Origin of the sequence: Pseudomonas sp. R1-18 (assembly GCF_051132095.1) — a bacterium.
In the GTDB taxonomy this organism is placed as follows: domain Bacteria; phylum Pseudomonadota; class Gammaproteobacteria; order Pseudomonadales; family Pseudomonadaceae; genus Aquipseudomonas.
The window spans coordinates 100,742-121,896 of the sequence record NZ_CP071658.1 but is presented as its reverse complement, the minus strand read 5'-3'; the positions used below and the strand labels follow the sequence as shown (position 1 = coordinate 121,896).

Here is a 21,155-nt window from a genome sequence, read left to right as displayed (position 1 = left end):
GCAGCTATTCGCTCCATAGACGTGCAAAAAGGAGTTCGGCTACGGGCGTAGAGACATTGGAAGTCGTTTCCAGCATCGCCCTCATTCATTTTAAAAAACTGACTGTTCGGCATTACGGCAACGCTGAACGAGGCATTCGTTCATTATTAATGATTTTGGCTCTTATCGGCTGAAAGGGTTGCCTACGTCTATATAAAACTTTTTTAAGAGTTTTGTATGAGCACTATCACGCCGGCAAAATTACAAACTTAAATAATTTTAAATACTTATTGCGCACGCATTTAAAAGTGTTCTAACTTTTCTGGGCGGCACTGCGAATCTGTACCCCGCGGACAGACCTGGCCTGCTTCAGGCCTTCAGGCCTTCAGGATCGCAGCGTACAGCCTGTACGGCGCTCGCACGCAAGAAAACCGGCTTGATGGGTAGCTGAGCGTTTGTACCAGTCAGCTTTTGTTCAATACCTTTTCAAGCATCTTGTAATTCCAGCTGTAGCAATCTCACTTGTCGAGCACCGACAAGTTACCGCCTTTCACTGTGATAATAACTATCAGGGTATCGTCATGCTTTGTCAGAAAACGCTACTTGATCAGAAGAAACTTGAACTTAGCCAGCATCCTATCTTCGCCGAGATAGATTCACTGCCTGTATTAAGACGTTTCATGGAAACCCATGTATTCGCCGTCTGGGACTTCATGTCGCTTACCAAACGCTTGCAGCAGGAGCTCACGTGCACGCAGCTTCCATGGCTACCGCCTAAAGATCCTGCTGCGGCACGGTTGATCAACGAGATTGTGTTGGGGGAGGAAACGGACGACCGGCTGACGCAAGGGCATTACAGCCACTTCGAGCTCTACCTGGATGCCATGCGTGAGATCGGCGCCGACACTTCGCAGATTGAGCGCTTCATCGACCTGCAAAACGAGGGCGTGCATCACGCGGCTGCACTGAAGCAGATCAGTGCAGGCCAGGCAGCTTCGGTGTTCGTTGCCCACACCTTGCACCTCGCCCTGCATGCGCCCGCTCACAGCGTCGCGGCTGCGTTCCTGCATGGACGGGAAAGCATCATCCCACAGATGTTCCAGAGCATTCTGGACCGCTGGGGTATCGGCATCGATCAGGCGCCGATCTTCCGTTACTACTTGCAGCGCCACATTGAGGTCGACGCAGAAGACCACGGACCGGCCGCCGAGCAATTGCTGGCGCGCCTGGTCGAGGGCAATGAGCAGCGTCAGCGCGAGATGTATCAGGCCGCGACGGCCGCCGTTGAAAGCCGCATCCAGCTCTGGGACACGCTTCGCCTGAGCATGCGGACCCTGCGCGCCAGCGCCTGAAGACTCAGCCCACCTGACTCTACAAGGAAGCCGTCATGAAAGCAGAAGACTACCGCTCATTCATCGATGCCTGGGAAGGCCGCGCCACGATTCGTACGCGTCCACGCAGGTTGGTGGAAAACGATGACAAGCTGATCTACCCGCTCAGCCGACAGCCGCTGGTGTTGAGCGACACGTTTGTCCGCGCATGCCCCGAGCTGCGGGACTACGCCCTGGTCCAAAGCCTCTACAAGTTCATCAACGACGTTGTGATCTTCGAGACCGAGATCGTCGACAAGACAGCGCGCGGCATCGCGAAAGGGCATTTCGCCATTCCCTTTCCCTTTGCCTGCCGCTATGACGCGATGACCGTCGTGGTCGATGAGGATTACCACGCGCTGGTCGCGATGGACTTCATGCAGCAGACCATCGCGCTGACTGGCATCGAGCCAATCGGCTTGCCGGACGAGATCGAACTGAGCCGGGCTATCCCTGCCGCACTGGCCCAGGCACCGGAGCACCTGCGCAGCGCCGTCGAGCTGATCTGCGTCGCGATTGCCGAGAACACCGTGACCAATGATGTCGCCGCCTTTGCCAGAGACGACTCGGTCAAGCAGTCGGTCAAGGGGCTGATGGCCGACCATCTCCTGGACGAGGGGCGTCACTCGGGATTCTGGGCGCGGCTCGTGCGGATCTACTGGCACGCGGCGCCGGAAGCGGATCGTGAGTGTATTGCGCAGATCATGCCGGTGTTCATTGCCCAGTACCTGACCAATGATATCCAGCAAGGCTTTGACTTCCGTCTGATCGAACACCTGCCAGTCAGCGACGCGGTCAGGCAAGCGCTCAAGGATGAGACTCAGGCCATGAGCTTCCCGATCAACCGGCATCATCCGTTGATTGGCAACATCATGCGCTTCTTCAGCACCAGCTCGATGTTGCAATCCCCCTGCGTTCAGCGCGCCCTCGCGGACTATCTGCCAGCACAGGAGACACTGCAATGAAGCGGCTGGAGATTATCTTGCTCGGCCACAGCATGACGCTGCACAGGCTGAACGACGAGCTCATTGCACACGGTCATGTGGTCAATCATGCGACCTGCGTGGAAGCGCTTTCCGGTCTGGATGTGCGCCGGTCCGCTCTGCTCATCGATGACGGTTGCGTGGACATCAATGAGCGGCGGTCCGGACTGGCTGTCGACCTTCAGTGCCTGGGCTTGCGCATCGGGCAGCTTGGTCTCGAAAACGACCTGCCTCGTATCGAACTGCTGTGCTGGCATGGCGCAGGACGGTCCCAACGCCTGATCGAGCAACAGTGGCTGCCCGCGCCTGACTCCGGCAATGGCCGCGAGTTACGCGACAGTGCGGTGGCGGTCCTGGCGGAAATGGCGGCCCTGCATGTCAGCCGGTTGGCCAGGGATAGCCACTACTTCGCCGACCTGCCCATCGCGCAGCCCATGCAGAGCGAAGTTCAGCATGACCTGCGGGCGCTGGACAACCTTCTGTTCATGCATCGCCGAAACCTGACCGAGTGCCCGCATTTGCTGGAGCTGGCCGAAACCTCGATGGCCGCGCGACTGCGGCAGAGCTTGCACACTCATGCAGCTCGCCCTGCGTTGCGAGTCGGCGATCAATGCCTCAGCTATGGGGAGCTGCACGCCTATGCTGCCGCGATTCAGCGTCATCTGGTGTCTGCGCTAGCGTCGCAGAGTCCGCGGCGTCCGCCGGTGGTCGCTATCTGCCTGCCTCGAACGCCTGCGATGTACGCGGGCATTCTGGCGATTATCGGAATGGGCGCAGTGTATCTGCCACTGGATCCCGGGCAGCCGCTACAGCGTCAACAGTACATTCTGGAAAACGCCGACGCCACGCTGTTGCTGCACGACGGCATGCACCCGCTGGCGGCAGCCGAGTTTCCTGCGCTGGACATCAGTGACATTCAACCCGCCGGACTGGACTCGGCGCTCATCGTTGAACCCGTCTGTGCTGACGCCGCGTGTATGGCGCTCTATACCTCGGGCACCACGGGCCAGCCCAAAGGCGTTTTGCTCAGCCAGCGCAACCTCAGCCATTTCACCGCTTGGTATATCGAGTATGTCAGCCTGACCGAACGCAGCCGGGTCTTACAGTTCTCGACGCTGAGTTTCGACTCTTCAGTGATCGATATCTTCCCGACCTGGCTGAGCGGTGCCGAACTGGTTGTTCCGGACGAGGATCAACGTCGCGATCCAAGCCAGCTGGTCTGCCTGCTGCAGCGAGGCATAAGCCATGCATTCCTGCCGCCGGCGCTGTTGAGCGTCATGCCGCTGGATCAACCGCTCGGGATCGAACATGTGACTACCGGCGGCGATGTCTGCGAGCCCTACGTGATCGAGCGTCTGGCCGGCCAGTGCCACTTTCATAACCTCTACGGCCCGACCGAGACCACCGTGCTGGTTACAGCCGGACGCTTTCAGCCAGGTTGCAGCAACCGCAACCTTGGTAACCCCATCGCTAACAGCCAGGTATGGATACTCGACGAGCAACGTCAGCCGGTGGCCGAGAACGTGGAAGGCGAGTTGTATATCGCAGGCCCTGGTGTAGGCCTTGGCTACATCGACAACCCGGAGCTGACTGCGCAACGCTACGTATGGTTGGAGCTGCCTGAGGGCCGACGGCTGCGCGCCTATCGAACGGGGGACATTGGTAGATGGGCGGCAGGCGGGATCGAGCTGTTGGGTCGCCGGGACAATCAGGTCAAGATCCGCGGGTTTCGGGTCGAACCGGAAGAAATCGAGCATTGCCTGCGCAGTAGCGGGGCTTATCGTCAGGTGGCGGTGGTCATTGATGCGCAGCGTCGCATTCTGGCCTTCGTCGCGCAGCCGTCACTTCCCCCGGATGAGGCTCGGCGATCGCTTAGCAGTCAGGCGGAACGGCTGCTGCCCGATTACATGCGGCCTCTCGTCTACACAGAGCTGGCTGGCATGCCACACGCCAGCAACGGCAAAGTCGACCGAAAGGCACTGCTGGCCACCCAGGTGGACATACCCGCCGCGCATGTACTGCGGGTGCCGGAAACCGAGCGTGAGCGATGCCTGCAAAACCTTTGGGCCGAGTTGTTGGAGCTGCCTGCCGGGGATATATCCATCGATGAAAGCTTTTTCAATCTTGGTGGACATTCGATCCTGCTGTCGCGCCTGCTTCTAGGCATTCGCGAGCGTTTCGAACGCAGTATTCCGATCAACCGGTTCATTGAAGCTCCCACTATACGGACTCTCGCAGGACTGATCGACAGCCATGCTTCACGCGCCGGCACCGTCAGCCCGCAGGCTTTGGCAGACGCAAGCGCCGAGCTGGACTTGTCGGTACTGCCGGTGAGCGAACTGGGCGACGTACACAAGGTGATTGTCACCGGTGCCAATGGATTTCTCGGCGTACATATCGTCGAAGCGCTGCTGGCATGGGGAGCAACGGAAGTCGCCTGTCTGGTTCGCGAAAACAATGGAGCAAGCGCGAGCGAGCGCTTCCGCGCCGCCCTGCGGGAAAACCGCCTTGAGCATCTGGATCTGAGTCGCGTGACGGTCTACGCCGCCGACATCGCGCAGCCTCGGTTTGGCCTGAGCGAGGAGGTCTGGGAACGGCTGGATCTGCAGTTCGGCGCTTTGGTACACAGCGCCGCCAACGTCAACCATGTGCAGGATTACGAGACCCTCGCCCGTGACAATGTCGCGCCTGTGTATGAATGCCTGAAGCTGTGTGAGGGACGTCGCAAAAAGGTGTTCAATTATGTCTCGACCCTGTCGGCCTGCAGTGCAGTCGACAGCGCTGGACAGGTTCTTGAACAGGCTGCGGCCGCGACTCCCCCTATCTACATCAAGAACGGCTACAACCTGAGCAAATGGGTCGCTGAGCGCGTCTTGCGCCAGGCCGCTCAGCTAGGTGCCTGGGTCAATATCTATCGGCCCGGCAATATCGCCTTCAACAGTCTCAGCGGCGTGTGCCAGCCGGACAAAAACCGCCTGATGCTGATGCTCAAGGGCTCTATGCAGCTAGGTGTCGTTCCGGATTTCGCTATTCAGTTCGATCTGATGCCGGTGGATTTTCTGGCCCGCTTCATAGGCTTCCAGGCTAGCCGTCACCGCCCTGAATGCGCCGTGTTCAACCTCCATAACCCTGAACCGCTGACCTGGCGAGCTTATGTCGACGCGTTTCGCGCGGCCGGGCAGCAGTTTGATCTGGTGAGCATCGCGCGTTGGCAGACCGAACTTGATCGGGTTGACAGCCAGAACGCGCTGTTCGGCGTGCTGGGCTTCTATCTCGATGGTTTTGAAGAAGACATCGGCGACATCTCGATGATCGAGCACCAAAACGCCCAAGCCGTGGTTCGGCTGATGGGCGCGCATTACCCGCAAAAGAGCCCGGCGCTACTCAGCAAAGGCTGCGCTTACCTGAAGGAAACCGGTTTTATCTGAGCTACAGCGCCTATTACATACCCAGGAGAAAATACATGAATACAGTCCACGACAAACTCACACCCGACACGCTGATCCGCAATCCTTCCCAGTGCCGAGTGCAGTCGACGGTTGAGGTGCCTGCCGACGCGCACAGCGTCTGGGCTATCGTCGGTAACTTTGGTGGGTTCGAGGCGTTCATCCCGGCACTCGACAATACGGAAGTTACCGGTAAGGGCCCAGGCTCGGTACGTAGAAAGCTCTTCAAGGATGGCAACGTCGCCATCGAGCAGTTGAACAGTCGCGATGACCAGACATTGTCCATGACGTGGTCGCTGATCCACACCAGCTTGCCGGTTGGCAATCTGTGGGCCGCGATGACGGTTACGGCGACGGGTGATAATCACTGTATCGCAACCTGGACCATAGTCGCCGATCCGGTTCAGGGCAGTACGGATCCGCTGTCTGGCTTCGAGGCGTTCTTGCAGGGTTTTGCTGACGGCGCTATGGGCAACGTTAGAAGTCTGTTCGCCTGAAGTGTTGTGTACGTTTGGCTCTGTCCACCGCCGCAAGATACGGCATGCTTACGCGCCCTGCGGTTGTGCAGTACCCAGAAAGACAAAACCCCTGTCTGCGTAAGCAGACAGGGGTTTCGGAATGAATCTTGACGATGACCTACTCTCACATGGGGAAACCCCACACTACCATCGGCGATGCATCGTTTCACTGCTGAGTTCGGGATGGGATCAGGTGGTTCCAATGCTCTATGGTCGTCAAGAAATTCTGTGGCTGAACCGTTGTACGCAACGTGTCAGCAAAATCGGTGACTTCTACTAAAGACAAAACCCCATCTGCTTTCGCAAATGGGGTTTCGGAATGAATCTTGACGATGACCTACTCTCACATGGGGAAACCCCACACTACCATCGGCGATGCATCGTTTCACTGCTGAGTTCGGGATGGGATCAGGTGGTTCCAATGCTCTATGGTCGTCAAGAAATTCGGTGTGCCGGGGCGTCGTTGCCGGCGCTCCAGCGAATCGGGTATGTGATGTTTGTGAGCTGCAGTTTTCGGTGTGTGTCGTCTTCACAGTCACCGCAATCTGGTCGTTTCTTTCGAAGCGTGCAGATTGCTTGGGTGTTATATGGTCAAGCCTCACGGGCAATTAGTATGGGTTAGCTCAACGCCTCACAGCGCTTACACACCCCACCTATCAACGTCGTAGTCTTCGACGGCCCTTCAGGGAACTCAAGGTTCCAGTGAGATCTCATCTTGAGGCAAGTTTCCCGCTTAGATGCTTTCAGCGGTTATCTTTTCCGAACATAGCTACCCGGCAATGCCACTGGCGTGACAACCGGAACACCAGAGGTTCGTCCACTCCGGTCCTCTCGTACTAGGAGCAGCCCCTCTCAAATCTCAAACGTCCACGGCAGATAGGGACCGAACTGTCTCACGACGTTCTAAACCCAGCTCGCGTACCACTTTAAATGGCGAACAGCCATACCCTTGGGACCGGCTTCAGCCCCAGGATGTGATGAGCCGACATCGAGGTGCCAAACACCGCCGTCGATATGAACTCTTGGGCGGTATCAGCCTGTTATCCCCGGAGTACCTTTTATCCGTTGAGCGATGGCCCTTCCATACAGAACCACCGGATCACTAAGACCTACTTTCGTACCTGCTCGACGTGTCTGTCTCGCAGTCAAGCGCGCTTTTGCCTTTATACTCTACGACCGATTTCCGACCGGTCTGAGCGCACCTTCGTACTCCTCCGTTACTCTTTAGGAGGAGACCGCCCCAGTCAAACTACCCACCATACACTGTCCTCGATCCGGATAACGGACCTGAGTTAGAACCTCAAAGTTGCCAGGGTGGTATTTCAAGGATGGCTCCACGCAGACTGGCGTCCACGCTTCACAGCCTCCCACCTATCCTACACAAGCAAATTCAAAGTCCAGTGCAAAGCTATAGTAAAGGTTCACGGGGTCTTTCCGTCTAGCCGCGGATACACTGCATCTTCACAGCGATTTCAATTTCACTGAGTCTCGGGTGGAGACAGCGCCGCCATCGTTACGCCATTCGTGCAGGTCGGAACTTACCCGACAAGGAATTTCGCTACCTTAGGACCGTTATAGTTACGGCCGCCGTTTACCGGGGCTTCGATCAAGAGCTTCGCTTGCGCTAACCCCATCAATTAACCTTCCGGCACCGGGCAGGCGTCACACCCTATACGTCCACTTTCGTGTTTGCAGAGTGCTGTGTTTTTAATAAACAGTCGCAGCGGCCTGGTATCTTCGACCGGCGAGGGCTTACGCAGTAAATGCTTCACCTTCACCGGCGCACCTTCTCCCGAAGTTACGGTGCCATTTTGCCTAGTTCCTTCACCCGAGTTCTCTCAAGCGCCTTGGTATTCTCTACCCAACCACCTGTGTCGGTTTGGGGTACGGTTCCTGGTTACCTGAAGCTTAGAAGCTTTTCTTGGAAGCATGGCATCAACCACTTCGCGTCCTAAAGGACACTCGTCATCAGCTCTCGGCCTTAGGATCCCGGATTTACCTAAGATCCCAGCCTACCACCTTAAACTTGGACAACCAACGCCAAGCTGGCCTAGCCTTCTCCGTCCCTCCATCGCAGTAACCAGAAGTACAGGAATATTAACCTGTTTGCCATCGACTACGCTTTTCAGCCTCGCCTTAGGAACCGACTAACCCTGCGTCGATTAACGTTGCGCAGGAAACCTTGGTCTTTCGGCGTGGGTGTTTTTCACACCCATTGTCGTTACTCATGTCAGCATTCGCACTTCTGATACCTCCAGCAAGCTTCTCAACTCACCTTCACAGGCTTACAGAACGCTCCTCTACCGCATCATCAAAAGATGATACCCGTAGCTTCGGTGCATGGTTTGAGCCCCGTTACATCTTCCGCGCAGGCCGACTCGACTAGTGAGCTATTACGCTTTCTTTAAAGGGTGGCTGCTTCTAAGCCAACCTCCTAGCTGTCTAAGCCTTCCCACATCGTTTCCCACTTAACCATGACTTTGGGACCTTAGCTGACGGTCTGGGTTGTTTCCCTTTTCACGACGGACGTTAGCACCCGCCGTGTGTCTCCCATGCTCGGCACTTGTAGGTATTCGGAGTTTGCATCGGTTTGGTAAGTCGGGATGACCCCCTAGCCGAAACAGTGCTCTACCCCCTACAGTGATACATGAGGCGCTACCTAAATAGCTTTCGAGGAGAACCAGCTATCTCCGAGCTTGATTAGCCTTTCACTCCGATCCACAGGTCATCCGCTAACTTTTCAACGGTAGTCGGTTCGGTCCTCCAGTCAGTGTTACCTAACCTTCAACCTGCCCATGGATAGATCGCCCGGTTTCGGGTCTATTCCCAGCGACTAGACGCCCTATTAAGACTCGCTTTCGCTACGCCTCCCCTATTCGGTTAAGCTCGCCACTGAAAATAAGTCGCTGACCCATTATACAAAAGGTACGCAGTCACCCAACAAAGTGGGCTCCCACTGCTTGTACGCATACGGTTTCAGGATCTATTTCACTCCCCTCTCCGGGGTTCTTTTCGCCTTTCCCTCACGGTACTGGTTCACTATCGGTCAGTCAGTAGTATTTAGCCTTGGAGGATGGTCCCCCCATATTCAGACAAGGTTTCTCGTGCCCCGTCCTACTCGATTTCATTGACAAGAGATTTTCGCGTACAGGGCTATCACCCACTATGGCCGCACTTTCCAGAGCGTTCCGCTAATCTCAAATCAACTTAAGGGCTGGTCCCCGTTCGCTCGCCACTACTAAGGGAATCTCGGTTGATTTCTTTTCCTCAGGGTACTTAGATGTTTCAGTTCCCCTGGTTCGCTCCATGCACCTATGTATTCAGTGCAAGGTAACCATCTTATGATGGCTGGGTTCCCCCATTCAGACATCTCCGGATCACAGTCTGTTTGCCGACTCCCCGAAGCTTTTCGCAGGCTACCACGTCTTTCATCGCCTCTGACTGCCAAGGCATCCACCGTATGCGCTTCTTCACTTGACCATATAACCCCAAGCAATCTGGTTATACTGTGAAGACGACATTCGCCGAAAACTTGCAATTACTCACAAATTTTACCTTAGCCTGATCCGTTGCCAGTGAAAGCAACGTTCAGTCTATCTTTCTATCACATACCCAAATTTTTAAAGAACGATTCTGAAAAAGATCAGAAATCAACATTCATCATCCAGCGGATGGAACGCTCATTTCTAAGCTTTAGCATGACAACTGTCTGTACCAACCACGGCGGCGTAATGGTGGAGCCAAGCGGGATCGAACCGCTGACCTCCTGCGTGCAAGGCAGGCGCTCTCCCAGCTGAGCTATGGCCCCGTATCGCTACAGGGTGCACCGGTGTAATTGGTGGGTCTGGGCAGATTCGAACTGCCGACCTCACCCTTATCAGGGGTGCGCTCTAACCAACTGAGCTACAGACCCAATCGTCTTCTTCAATGAATCAAGCAATTCGTGTGGGAGCTTATGGTGCAGCCGAGTCGTCGATTAAGGAGGTGATCCAGCCGCAGGTTCCCCTACGGCTACCTTGTTACGACTTCACCCCAGTCATGAATCACACCGTGGTAACCGTCCTCCCGAAGGTTAGACTAGCTACTTCTGGTGCAACCCACTCCCATGGTGTGACGGGCGGTGTGTACAAGGCCCGGGAACGTATTCACCGCGACATTCTGATTCGCGATTACTAGCGATTCCGACTTCACGCAGTCGAGTTGCAGACTGCGATCCGGACTACGATCGGTTTTGTGAGATTAGCTCCACCTCGCGGCTTGGCAACCCTCTGTACCGACCATTGTAGCACGTGTGTAGCCCAGGCCGTAAGGGCCATGATGACTTGACGTCATCCCCACCTTCCTCCGGTTTGTCACCGGCAGTCTCCTTAGAGTGCCCACCATAACGTGCTGGTAACTAAGGACAAGGGTTGCGCTCGTTACGGGACTTAACCCAACATCTCACGACACGAGCTGACGACAGCCATGCAGCACCTGTCTCAATGCTCCCGAAGGCACCAATCCATCTCTGGAAAGTTCATTGGATGTCAAGGCCTGGTAAGGTTCTTCGCGTTGCTTCGAATTAAACCACATGCTCCACCGCTTGTGCGGGCCCCCGTCAATTCATTTGAGTTTTAACCTTGCGGCCGTACTCCCCAGGCGGTCAACTTAATGCGTTAGCTGCGCCACTAAGAGCTCAAGGCTCCCAACGGCTAGTTGACATCGTTTACGGCGTGGACTACCAGGGTATCTAATCCTGTTTGCTCCCCACGCTTTCGCACCTCAGTGTCAGTATCAGTCCAGGTGGTCGCCTTCGCCACTGGTGTTCCTTCCTATATCTACGCATTTCACCGCTACACAGGAAATTCCACCACCCTCTACCATACTCTAGCTCGCCAGTTTTGGATGCAGTTCCCAGGTTGAGCCCGGGGATTTCACATCCAACTTAACGAACCACCTACGCGCGCTTTACGCCCAGTAATTCCGATTAACGCTTGCACCCTCTGTATTACCGCGGCTGCTGGCACAGAGTTAGCCGGTGCTTATTCTGTCGGTAACGTCAAAACAGATACGTATTAGGTAACTGCCCTTCCTCCCAACTTAAAGTGCTTTACAATCCGAAGACCTTCTTCACACACGCGGCATGGCTGGATCAGGCTTTCGCCCATTGTCCAATATTCCCCACTGCTGCCTCCCGTAGGAGTCTGGACCGTGTCTCAGTTCCAGTGTGACTGATCATCCTCTCAGACCAGTTACGGATCGTCGCCTTGGTGAGCCATTACCTCACCAACTAGCTAATCCGACCTAGGCTCATCTGATAGCGCAAGGCCCGAAGGTCCCCTGCTTTCTCCCGTAGGACGTATGCGGTATTAGCGTCCGTTTCCGAGCGTTATCCCCCACTACCAGGCAGATTCCTAGGCATTACTCACCCGTCCGCCGCTCGCCGGCATCCCGAAGGACCCGCTGCCGCTCGACTTGCATGTGTTAGGCCTGCCGCCAGCGTTCAATCTGAGCCATGATCAAACTCTTCAGTTCAAACATCTATCTGGGTTTTGAGAAAACCCTAAACTTGGCTCAGCAATCTGGTTACATCTTTGATTTCTCGCGGAGTAACTAGGGTTGCTGATAATCTGTTGACTTCAGTCTGACACCACAAGCACCCACACGAATTGCTTGATTCAGTTGTTAAAGAGCGGTGGGTTGATTCTTTCGTCTCAACCGAGGCGCGCATTCTACAGCGTCCTCTGTATCTGTCAAGCGGTTATTTTCAGAAGTTTCAAAGTTTCCTTATTCACTTCAACCACTTGCGCCTCGATCAACTCTGCGTTGCTCGTCAGCGGGAGGCGAATTCTACAGCGTTACAACCGCGTGTCAAACTCTTTTTTCTCACCGCTGTCGATCAACCTGACCGACGCCACTTCTTCGCTGACCTCACTGCCAAAACCTTGCAACTCGTTGATTCGCAAGGCTTTTTCGTTTCCGTCTGCGCCGGAAGTGGGGCGAATTATAGAGAGATTCAGGAGCGCGTCAACCGTTAATTTCAAAATGTGTGAAATATCTGATTCAGACCGCTTTGCTATATAGAAGGGGCGTTCAATACCTATATATAGCTAAAGGACGCCCGCTTCCCGTAACGCACTGACCTCGCTCTGCCCAAGCCCCAGCAACCCAGTGAGGATCTGTTCAGTGTGCTCACCCAGCAGTGGCGCCGCATGACGATATTCAACTGGTGTCTCCGACAGTCGAATCGGACTCGCGACCTGCGCGACCTTTCCTCCCAATGCGTGAGGCAGCTCGACGGCTAGCGCGCGAGCCTGTACATGCGGATCGGCGAACACCTGAGCCAGATCATTGATCGGCCCGCAAGGCACGCCCGCTTCTTCAAGCTCAGTTACCCACTGAGCGGTAGTCTTGAAGACGGTAACCTGGCGTATCAACGGGATCAGCTCGTTGCGATTCGCCACGCGCAGCTTGTTGCTGATGAATCGCGGATCATCGGCCCAGTGCGACTGCCCCGCCACCTCGGCGAACTTCCTGAACTGGCTGTCGTTGCCCACAGTAAGAATGAAGTCTCCATCGGCGGTCGGGAAATCCTGATAGGGCACGATATTGGGATGAGCATTTCCCAGCCGGCGCGGCGCAACTCCCGTCGTGAGGTAGTTCATGGCCTGGTTCGCCAGACATGCCACCTGAACGTCCAGCAGCGCCATGTCGATGTGCTGCCCGGCACCGCTGCGCTCTCGATGCGCCAAAGCGGCAAGTATCGCAGTGCTCGAATATAAGCCCGTCAAAATATCCGTCAGGGCTACGCCAACCTTGACCGGCCCGGCGCCCTCTTCTCCCTCGGCACGCCCGGTGAGGCTCATCAGCCCTCCCAGGCCCTGAATCATGAAGTCATAACCTGCGCGCTTCGCATACGGTCCGCTCTGGCCGAAGCCGGTTATCGAGCAGTAGATCAGGCGCGGGTTTATGGCCTTCAGAGACTCATAGTCCAGCCCGTATGCCGCCAGGCCACCAACTTTGAAGTTCTCGATCAGGACATCGGACCTGGCAGCCAGCTCGCGCACCAGCCTTTGCCCCTCAGCCTTGGTGAAATCGATCGTCACCGACTGCTTGTTGCGATTGGCGGACAGGTAATAGGCCGCTTCAGACGTGTTCTCACCTTGTGGGTCTTTCAGAAACGGAGGCCCCCAGAAGCGGGTGTCATCACCGCAACCCGGGCGCTCCACCTTGATGACCTCCGCACCTAGGTCGGCAAGAATCTGGCCGGCCCAGGGCCCTGCGAGCACTCGAGAAAGATCCAGGACCCGAATATGCGATAACGCGCCCATGGCCACGCCTCCTTAATAGAAAGCCTGGATACCGGTTTGCGCTCGCCCGAGAATCAGCGCGTGCACGTCATGGGTGCCTTCGTAGGTGTTGACCACCTCCAGGTTGACCAGATGCCGGGCGATGCCGAATTCGTCTGAAATACCGTTGCCACCCAACATGTCCCGCGCCATACGCGCAACGTCCAATGCTTTGCCGCAAGAGTTACGCTTCATGATCGAGGTGATTTCGACCGCAGCGCTACCCTCATCCTTCATGCGACCCAGGCGCAGGCAGCCTTGCAACGCGAGCGTGATCTCGGTCTGCATGTCTGCCAGTTTTTTCTGGATCAATTGGTTGGCCGCCAGAGGCCGGCCGAACTGCTGACGATCCAGGGTGTACTGACGCGCCGTATGCCAGCAGAATTCCGCCGCCCCCAGCGCTCCCCACGAGATGCCGTAGCGAGCCGAGTTCAGACAGGTAAATGGACCCTTCAGACCACGCACCTCGGGAAAGATGTTCTCTTCGGGCACGAATACGTTGTCCATCACAATCTCGCCGGTAATCGACGCGCGCAGACCAACCTTGCCATGAATGACCGGCGCGCTCAGGCCTGCCCAGCCTTTCTCCAGTACGAAGCCGCGGATATCTCCCTCATCATCCTTGGCCCACACCACGAAGACATCCGCAATCGGACTGTTGGTGATCCACATCTTGCTTCCAGTCAGCCGGTAACCGCCGTCTACCTTGCGGGCGCGCGTAATCATCGCTCCTGGGTCGGAGCCATGATTAGGCTCGGTCAACCCGAAACAGCCAATCCATTCGCCGGAGGCCAGTTTGGGCAGATATTTCTGCTTCTGGGCCTGCGTGCCGAATTCATTGATGGGCACCATGACCAGCGAGGACTGCACGCTCATCATGGACCGATAACCTGAATCCACTCGCTCGACTTCACGCGCGATCAAGCCGTAACAGACGTAATTCAAGCCGCTGCCGCCGTACTCTTCCGGAATGGTCGCCCCCAGCAGGCCCACGTCGCCCATTTCGCGAAAGATGGCTGGATCGGTTTGCTCATGACGAAAGGCTTCCAGGACACGCGGGGCCAGCCTGCCTTGGGCGAACTGCTCCGCGCTATCGCGGACCATGCGCTCTTCCTCGGTCAGCTGTTGATCCAGCAACAACGGATCGATCCAGTTAAAGCTCGCCTTGCTCATGAGTCACCTCTACCTGTCACGCAAATGTCGTGCGCTAATCCTAGTCGCGGATCTGGCCTGCCACAAACGACGATTATTCACTCTACTGTGCTAATTTCTCACTTCGTAACGAGTAAACACCGCGCTTTATCTTCCAGATCAGTGAGCACACCGTACATGCGTCGCAAAATCCCCAGCACTGCCACGCTAGTAAGCTTTGAATCTGCCGCTCGGCACGAAAGCTTTACCAAAGCCGCTCAAGAGCTTTCGCTGACCCAAAGTGCAATTTGCCGGCAGATCGGCAGCCTGGAAGACTTTCTCGGCGTGGAGCTGTTCCGACGCTCCAGACGCGGAGTGAAGCTGACCGAAGCCGGTCTTTCCTACAGTCGTCGTGTCGCCACACAACTGGATGCCGTCGAACGGGACACCTTGTCGGTCATGGGCCAGCAAGGTGCCAATATGATCGAGCTGGCTGTCGTTCCCACGTTTGGCACTCAATGGCTGCTGCCACGCCTGAAGGATTTCCAGCAGCGGCATCCTGAAGTCACGGTCAACCTGACGAACCGTACGCGTCCCTTTCTGTTTGCCGATACCGATTTCGATGCCGCGATTTACTTTGGCGATGGAGAGTGGCCCGGCGCCCAGGCTCACCGCCTCATGGGTGAGAACCCAATGCCCGTTTGCAGTCCCGCGCTCATGAATGGCCGAAAGACTCTGAGCGTCGAAACCATTGCCGAGCTGCCGCTACTGCAGCAAACCACCCGCCCTTACGCGTGGCGCCAGTGGTTCAACGTTCAGGAGCTCAGCCTGTCGCGTGATATGACTGGCCCACGTTACGAGCTGTTTTCAATGTTGGCGCAGGCAGCGATGCATGAGATGGGGATTGCCCTGATCCCGCCATTTCTGATCCAGCGTGAGCTCCAGGAACAGCGCCTGGTGATTGCTCACCCGCAAGCGCTGGCCAGCACCAAGGCTTATCACCTGATGATTCCCGAGCGGAAAACCGAATCGGCCTCCCTGCGCGCCTTCCGGGACTGGGTAATCGAGCAGGCGGAGCGCTACCGTCTTCCGTTGGATCAGTGATGGCCAATAAGTCAGTAGTCCATCCATAAAAACCCCTACAGATATAAGTTTATGTCGCCATGACGCAATCCGGCTGCATAACGGGAAAAGTGCCTGAAACGCTTGCACAACGCGGCGTTCGGGCATTTTTTGGCAAAATCCGTAAAACCGACTGAAAAATCTCATTTTCCACAGAGTTTTCAAGGAATTCGCTACAGGCCTTGCAGTTAGAGGTCTTCAGCCAATAACCGCGACAATAGGTCACAGGGTGACTTGTAGTTAATCTATAGTCTCGTTACAGAATGTATTGAACCCCCTTTGTGCTGCCTGCAAAATGCGGCGCCCCGTGCTGAATGGGGCGTGCTGATCGACATACCCAGGCGCACCAGCCGCAGTGCCCTGGCCTTATTTATGAAGATAAAAAAGATCGCGCAGGAGATTTGACGTGCACATTGGTGTTCCCCTAGAAACCCAACCGGGTGAAACACGGGTTGCTGCAACCCCTGAAACCATCAAAAAGCTGATCAGCCAAGGCCACAAGGTGACTGTTCAGACCGGTGCGGGCCTCCGCGCTGGCGTTCCGGACGACGCTTACACTGCAGCCGGAGCAACGGTTGCGAGTCATGATGAGACTCTGGCAGCAGAGCTGATTCTGAAGGTCGCCGCACTCAATGACAGCGAGCTGGCCACGCTTAAAAGCGGCACAGTTGTCATCGGCATGCTCAACCCGTTCAGCAACGAAACGATTGCCAGGATGGCCACCCAAGGCATCACGGCTTTCGCACTGGAAGCAGCGCCGCGTACGTCCCGCGCGCAAAGCCTCGACGTGCTGTCCTCCCAGGCGAACATTGCCGGTTACAAAGCGGTGCTGCTGGGTGCTCATCACTACCCACGCTTCATGCCGATGCTGATGACCGCCGCCGGTACCGTCAAAGCAGCACGCGTGCTGATCCTGGGTGCCGGCGTGGCCGGCTTGCAGGCGATCGCGACCGCCAAGCGCCTCGGTGCCGTGGTCGAGGCATCTGACGTTCGTCCAGCGGTAAAAGAGCAGATTGAATCGTTGGGCGCCAAGTTCATCGACGTGCCCTATGAAACGGATGAAGAGCGCGAATGCGCTGAAGGCACAGGCGGCTACGCGCGCCCCATGCCGGCGAGCTGGATGCAGCGTCAGGCAGTAGCTGTCCACGAGCGCGCCAGGCAGGCGGATATTGTCATCACCACGGCACTGATTCCTGGCCGCAAGGCGCCAGTATTGCTCAGCGCCGAAACCGTTGCGCAGATGAAACCCGGCTCGGTGGTCGTCGACCTGGCCGCCGCCCAAGGTGGTAATTGCCCGCTGACGGTTGCCGATCAGGTGGTCGTCAAACACGGCGTGACCATCGTCGGCCACACCAACCTGCCCGCGCTGGTCGCTGCGGACGCCTCTGCGCTGTACGCCCGCAACCTGCTGGACTTCATGAAGCTGCTGTTCGACAAGGAAGGCATGCTTTCGATCAACCTCGAAGACGACATCGTCGCCGCGTGCCTGATGTGCCGCGACGGCCAGGTCATCCGCAAGAACGCCTGAGGACACCCGCAAATGGAAGAGTTGATCTCCCCCGGTATCTACAACCTGATCATCTTTGTACTGGCGATCTATGTCGGTTACCACGTGGTCTGGAACGTTACACCTGCATTGCATACGCCTTTGATGGCTGTGACCAACGCCATCTCCGCCATCGTGATCGTTGGAGCGATGCTGGCCGCCGCGCTTACGGTTACGCCGCTTGGTAAAACCATGGGTACGCTGGCTGTAGCGCTGGCCGCGGTAAACGTGTTCGGCGGTTTTCTTGTTACCCGGCGCATGCTGGAAATGTTCAAGAAAAAAGCACCGAAAGCCAAGGATGAGGTGCAGAAGTAATGAGTATGAATCTGGTAACCCTGTTGTATCTGGTCGCCTCGGTCTGTTTCATCCAGGCGCTCAAGGGTCTGTCACATCCAACCACCTCACGTCGGGGCAACCTGTTCGGCATGCTCGGCATGGGTCTGGCGGTGATCACCACCATCGGACTGGTGTACAAGCTGGCAGCGCTTTCGGCTGCGGATGGCGCCAGCGCAGGTATCGGTTACATCGTCATCGGCCTGCTCGTCGGCGGCACCGCTGGCTCGATCATGGCCAAGCGTGTCGAGATGACCAAGATGCCGGAGCTGGTGGCGTTCATGCACAGCATGATCGGCCTGGCTGCGGTATTCATTGCCATCGCCGCAGTGGTCGAGCCGCAGTCGCTGGGCATCGTCCGCCATCTGGGCGACGCCATTCCGACCGGTAACCGCCTTGAGCTGTTCCTGGGCGCGGCCATTGGTGCGATCACCTTTTCCGGCTCTGTTATCGCTTTTGGCAAGCTCTCGGGGAAATACAAGTTCCGCCTGTTTCAAGGCGCACCGGTACAGTTTGCCGGGCAGCACAAACTCAACCTGGTCCTGGGCCTGGCCACGTTGTTCTTCGGTCTGGTCTTCATGTTCACAGGCAGCCTGACCGCCTTCGCGATCATGCTGGCTCTGGCATTCGTGATCGGAGTATTGCTGATCATCCCGATCGGCGGCGCAGACATGCCGGTAGTAGTGTCGATGCTCAACAGCTATTCAGGCTGGGCGGCTGCGGGAATCGGCTTCTCGCTGAACAACTCAATGCTGATCATTGCCGGGTCGCTGGTCGGCTCTTCGGGCGCGATCCTGTCCTACATCATGTGCAAGGCGATGAACCGCTCATTCTTCAATGTGATCGGTGGCGGCTTCGGTGGAGCAGTCGATGTCGGCGGTCCGTCGGGCAGCAAAGAAGCGCGCCCGGTCAAGTCCGGGTCGGCAGACGATGCGACCTTCCTTCTCACCAATGCGGACACCGTCATCATCGTGCCTGGCTATGGTCTGGCAGTCGCTCGTGCACAGCATGCACTCAAGGAGCTGACCGAGAAGCTGGTTCATCATGGTGTCACTGTGAAGTACGCCATTCACCCTGTCGCGGGCCGTATGCCAGGGCACATGAACGTGCTGCTGGCCGAGGCCGAAGTGCCTTACGATCAGGTGTTCGAGATGGACGACATCAACTCCGAGTTCGGTCAGGCCGACGTGGTGCTGGTTCTGGGCGCGAACGACGTGGTCAACCCCGCCGCGAAGAACGACCCGAAGTCGCCCATCGCCGGGATGCCCATTCTGGAGGCGTTCAAGGCCAAGACAATCATTGTCAACAAGCGCTCGATGGCCAGCGGTTATGCCGGCCTGGATAACGAGCTCTTCTATCTGGACAAGACAATGATGGTCTTCGGTGACGCCAAAAAAGTGATTGAAGACATGGTCAAGGCTGTGGACAACGCCTAATTTCACACTGGCGTTTTAGGGCCCCGGTTCGCGATGCGGCCGGGGCCTTTTGCATTTCACGTAACAGTGTTTTGCGCTGAAAGCCGCCAATCAGAGCCCTCAAATTCGACCTTGGTAGTGGGACGAAAAGTACTCAACTCACTAGACTTGGCGCTCGCATCCTCATCCGAGACAACATCCCATGTACCATGACCGTATCCGCCTGCCCTCTCTCATGAACAAGGTAATGAGCGCCGCCGATGCCGCCGCCTTGATCGAAGATGGCATGACCGTCGGCATGAGCGGCTTCACCCGCGCTGGCGAAGCCAAGGCCGTTCCCTACGCCCTGGCCGCGCGCGCACTGCTGACCCCGCTGAAAATCAGCCTCATGACCGGCGCAAGCCTGGGCAACGATCTGGATAAGCAGCTGACCGAAGCGGGAGTTCTTTCGCGTCGCATGCCGTTCCAGGTCGACAGTACGCTACGCAAAGCCATTAACGCTGGCTCTGTCATGTTCATTGATCAGCATCTGTCGGATACGGTCGAGCAATTGCGCAACCGGCAGATCAAGGCGGTCGACGTTGCGGTGATCGAATGCGTCGCCATTACTGAAGAAGGCCATCTGGTCCTGAGCACGTCGGTGGGCAACTCTGCCAGCTTTGCGATCCTCGCCAAACAGGTCATCGTCGAGATCAACCTTTCCCAGCCGCTCGAACTGGAAGGCTTGCACGACGTATACATCCCGAGCTACCGGCCGACGCGCTTGCCGATTCCGGTACTGGAAGCGGATTCGCGCATTGGCAGCCACGCGGTAAAAATCGATCCGGCAAAGATTGTCGGCATCGTGATCAGCGACCAGGCAGACTCACCCTCCACGGTCCTGCCGCCGGATGAAGATACACAAGCCATCGCCAACCACCTGGTGGAGTTCTTCAAGAATGAAGTACGTGAACATCGCCTGACCAATCAGCTGATGCCGTTGCAGGCAGGGATCGGCACGATCGCCAACGCAGTCATGCATGGCTTGCTGGACTCTCCCTTCCATGGCATGACCATGTATTCGGAAGTGCTGCAGGACTCTACTTTCGATCTGTTTGACGCGGGCAAGCTGAGCTTCGCATCAGGCAGCTCGATGACGCTGTCGGCGGCCAAGCATGCGCAGGTGTTCGCCGACTTCAGCCGCTATAAATCCCGGCTGGTACTTCGACCGCAGGAAATCTCCAACCACCCCGAGGTAATCCGCCGACTGGGCATCATCGGTATCAACACGGCGCTGGAGTTCGATCTGTATGGCAACGTGAATTCCACGCATGTCTGCGGCACGCGGATGATGAACGGCATCGGTGGCTCCGGGGACTTCTCCCGCAACGCCCACTTGGCCATCTTTGTGACAAAGTCCATCGCCAAGGGCGGCGCGATTTCCAGCGTTGTACCCATGGTCAGCCACGTGGACCATACCGAGCATGACGTCGACATTCTCGTCACCGAACAGGGCCTGGCAGACCTGCGCGGTCTCGCGCCACGCGAACGTGCTCGCGTCATCATCGATAACTGTGTGCATCCCTCGTATCGGGATGCCCTCAATGCCTATTTCGAAGCAGCTTGCGCACGCGGTGGCCATACGCCTCACATCCTGCAAGAGGCCCTGAACTGGCACATCAATCTTGAAACGACGGGCCGAATGCTGGCCGGCTGACAGGCACAGTTTGAAGTAGGCAATAACAGTTTCTGCGGCTATCCCGGCGGCACACATAAAGCTGGCAGAAACTGTACTACTGTACTGGTAAAAAGAGCCAGGTTTTAACCTCTTTCAAGAGGTGGCGCAGCCTAAATGCACCACATGGGTGCGAACCGGTACAGTTGCCCCATTTACGAACAAAACAGTAGGGTTAAACAGTTAACTGAACCCTCACAATACAGATGAACTGTGCCTATGGAAAATGACGGACTGCGAGGAAAATGGGCACCAGTCAAGCCAATGTCT

General features: G+C 56.6%; 11 protein-coding genes, 2 tRNA genes and 4 rRNA genes. 9 read left to right on the top strand and 8 right to left on the bottom strand.

The features are described from left to right. Positions 1–560: 560 nt before the first annotated feature. The 4 genes from J3P77_RS00575 to J3P77_RS00560 are packed head-to-tail and all read left to right on the top strand — an operon-like array spanning position 561 to position 6,275. On the top strand, positions 561–1,331 hold the full coding sequence (locus J3P77_RS00575) for a DUF3050 domain-containing protein (protein WP_434681817.1): 771 nt from the start codon (positions 561–563) through the stop codon (positions 1,329–1,331). Positions 1,332–1,366: 35 nt separating this feature from the next. Beyond that, the gene (locus J3P77_RS00570) at positions 1,367–2,314 is read left to right on the top strand and encodes a diiron oxygenase (RefSeq protein WP_434678913.1); all 948 of its coding nucleotides are present in this window, start codon (positions 1,367–1,369) and stop codon (positions 2,312–2,314) included. Next, a complete protein-coding gene (locus J3P77_RS00565) occupies positions 2,311–5,760 on the top strand; it encodes an amino acid adenylation domain-containing protein (RefSeq protein ID WP_434678911.1) in 3,450 nt (1,149 codons plus the stop codon). Before J3P77_RS00570 ends, J3P77_RS00565 begins: the two co-directional genes overlap by 4 nt. Before the next feature lie 35 nt (positions 5,761–5,795). After that, positions 5,796–6,275 (top strand): SRPBCC family protein, encoded by a 480-nt coding sequence (locus tag J3P77_RS00560; protein ID WP_434678910.1) that lies wholly within the window; start codon positions 5,796–5,798, stop codon positions 6,273–6,275. Between the two features lie 126 nt (positions 6,276–6,401). On the opposite strand, the gene rrf (J3P77_RS00555) is transcribed toward J3P77_RS00560, so the two are convergent. The 8 genes from rrf (J3P77_RS00555) to J3P77_RS00520 all read right to left on the bottom strand — a co-directional run bounded on the left by rrf (J3P77_RS00555) (position 6,402) and on the right by J3P77_RS00520 (position 14,797). Continuing rightward, positions 6,402–6,517 (bottom strand): 5S ribosomal RNA (rrf, locus tag J3P77_RS00555). Positions 6,518–6,620: 103 nt separating this feature from the next. Further along, positions 6,621–6,736, bottom strand: a 5S ribosomal RNA gene (gene rrf, locus J3P77_RS00550). A 147-nt stretch (positions 6,737–6,883) separates the two neighbouring features. After that, positions 6,884–9,776, bottom strand: a 23S ribosomal RNA gene (locus tag J3P77_RS00545). A 252-nt stretch (positions 9,777–10,028) separates the two neighbouring features. Continuing rightward, positions 10,029–10,104 (bottom strand) — tRNA-Ala (locus J3P77_RS00540). A 28-nt stretch (positions 10,105–10,132) separates the two neighbouring features. After that, positions 10,133–10,209: transfer RNA gene (locus J3P77_RS00535), tRNA-Ile, on the bottom strand. A gap of 64 nt (positions 10,210–10,273) precedes the next feature. Next, positions 10,274–11,810 (bottom strand): 16S ribosomal RNA (locus J3P77_RS00530). The 16S, 23S and 5S rRNA genes sit together here with 2 tRNA genes alongside, the layout of an rRNA operon. A 575-nt stretch (positions 11,811–12,385) precedes the next feature. Further along, complete coding sequence (locus J3P77_RS00525) at positions 12,386–13,606, bottom strand: CaiB/BaiF CoA transferase family protein (protein WP_434678908.1); 1,221 nt, start codon at positions 13,604–13,606, stop codon at positions 12,386–12,388. A gap of 12 nt (positions 13,607–13,618) precedes the next feature. Continuing rightward, complete coding sequence (locus J3P77_RS00520) at positions 13,619–14,797, bottom strand: acyl-CoA dehydrogenase (protein WP_434678906.1); 1,179 nt, start codon at positions 14,795–14,797, stop codon at positions 13,619–13,621. Positions 14,798–14,953: 156 nt separating this feature from the next. On the opposite strand from J3P77_RS00520, the gene J3P77_RS00515 reads away from it, so the two are divergent. The 5 genes from J3P77_RS00515 (at position 14,954) to J3P77_RS00495 (ending at position 20,867) form a co-directional block, all read left to right on the top strand. After that, positions 14,954–15,859 (top strand): LysR family transcriptional regulator, encoded by a 906-nt coding sequence (locus tag J3P77_RS00515; RefSeq protein ID WP_434678905.1) that lies wholly within the window; start codon positions 14,954–14,956, stop codon positions 15,857–15,859. A gap of 424 nt (positions 15,860–16,283) precedes the next feature. After that, on the top strand, positions 16,284–17,405 hold the full coding sequence (locus J3P77_RS00510; RefSeq protein WP_434678903.1) for a Re/Si-specific NAD(P)(+) transhydrogenase subunit alpha: 1,122 nt from the start codon (positions 16,284–16,286) through the stop codon (positions 17,403–17,405). A 12-nt stretch (positions 17,406–17,417) separates the two neighbouring features. After that, positions 17,418–17,738: an NAD(P) transhydrogenase subunit alpha gene (locus J3P77_RS00505; protein ID WP_125829460.1), complete on the top strand. Its 321-nt coding sequence runs from the start codon at positions 17,418–17,420 to the stop codon at positions 17,736–17,738. Continuing rightward, positions 17,738–19,192: an NAD(P)(+) transhydrogenase (Re/Si-specific) subunit beta gene (locus J3P77_RS00500; protein WP_434678901.1), complete on the top strand. Its 1,455-nt coding sequence runs from the start codon at positions 17,738–17,740 to the stop codon at positions 19,190–19,192. The genes J3P77_RS00505 and J3P77_RS00500 overlap by 1 nt, the downstream gene beginning before the upstream one ends. Before the next feature lie 181 nt (positions 19,193–19,373). Further along, positions 19,374–20,867, top strand: a complete 1,494-nt coding sequence (locus tag J3P77_RS00495; RefSeq protein WP_434678899.1) for an acetyl-CoA hydrolase/transferase family protein — start codon at positions 19,374–19,376, stop codon at positions 20,865–20,867. The last annotated feature ends 288 nt before the right edge of the window (positions 20,868–21,155 follow it).

Coding starts and splice junctions, on each gene's coding strand:
- J3P77_RS00575 (WP_434681817.1), top strand. CDS start 561: ATGCTTTGTCAGAAAACGCTACTTGATCAGAAGAAACTTGAACTTAGC.
- J3P77_RS00570 (WP_434678913.1), top strand. CDS start 1,367: ATGAAAGCAGAAGACTACCGCTCATTCATCGATGCCTGGGAAGGCCGC.
- J3P77_RS00565 (WP_434678911.1), top strand. CDS start 2,311: ATGAAGCGGCTGGAGATTATCTTGCTCGGCCACAGCATGACGCTGCAC.
- J3P77_RS00560 (WP_434678910.1), top strand. CDS start 5,796: ATGAATACAGTCCACGACAAACTCACACCCGACACGCTGATCCGCAAT.
- J3P77_RS00525 (WP_434678908.1), bottom strand. CDS start 13,606: ATGGGCGCGTTATCGCATATTCGGGTCCTGGATCTTTCTCGAGTGCTC.
- J3P77_RS00520 (WP_434678906.1), bottom strand. CDS start 14,797: ATGAGCAAGGCGAGCTTTAACTGGATCGATCCGTTGTTGCTGGATCAA.
- J3P77_RS00515 (WP_434678905.1), top strand. CDS start 14,954: ATGCGTCGCAAAATCCCCAGCACTGCCACGCTAGTAAGCTTTGAATCT.
- J3P77_RS00505 (WP_125829460.1), top strand. CDS start 17,418: ATGGAAGAGTTGATCTCCCCCGGTATCTACAACCTGATCATCTTTGTA.
- J3P77_RS00500 (WP_434678901.1), top strand. CDS start 17,738: ATGAGTATGAATCTGGTAACCCTGTTGTATCTGGTCGCCTCGGTCTGT.
- J3P77_RS00495 (WP_434678899.1), top strand. CDS start 19,374: ATGTACCATGACCGTATCCGCCTGCCCTCTCTCATGAACAAGGTAATG.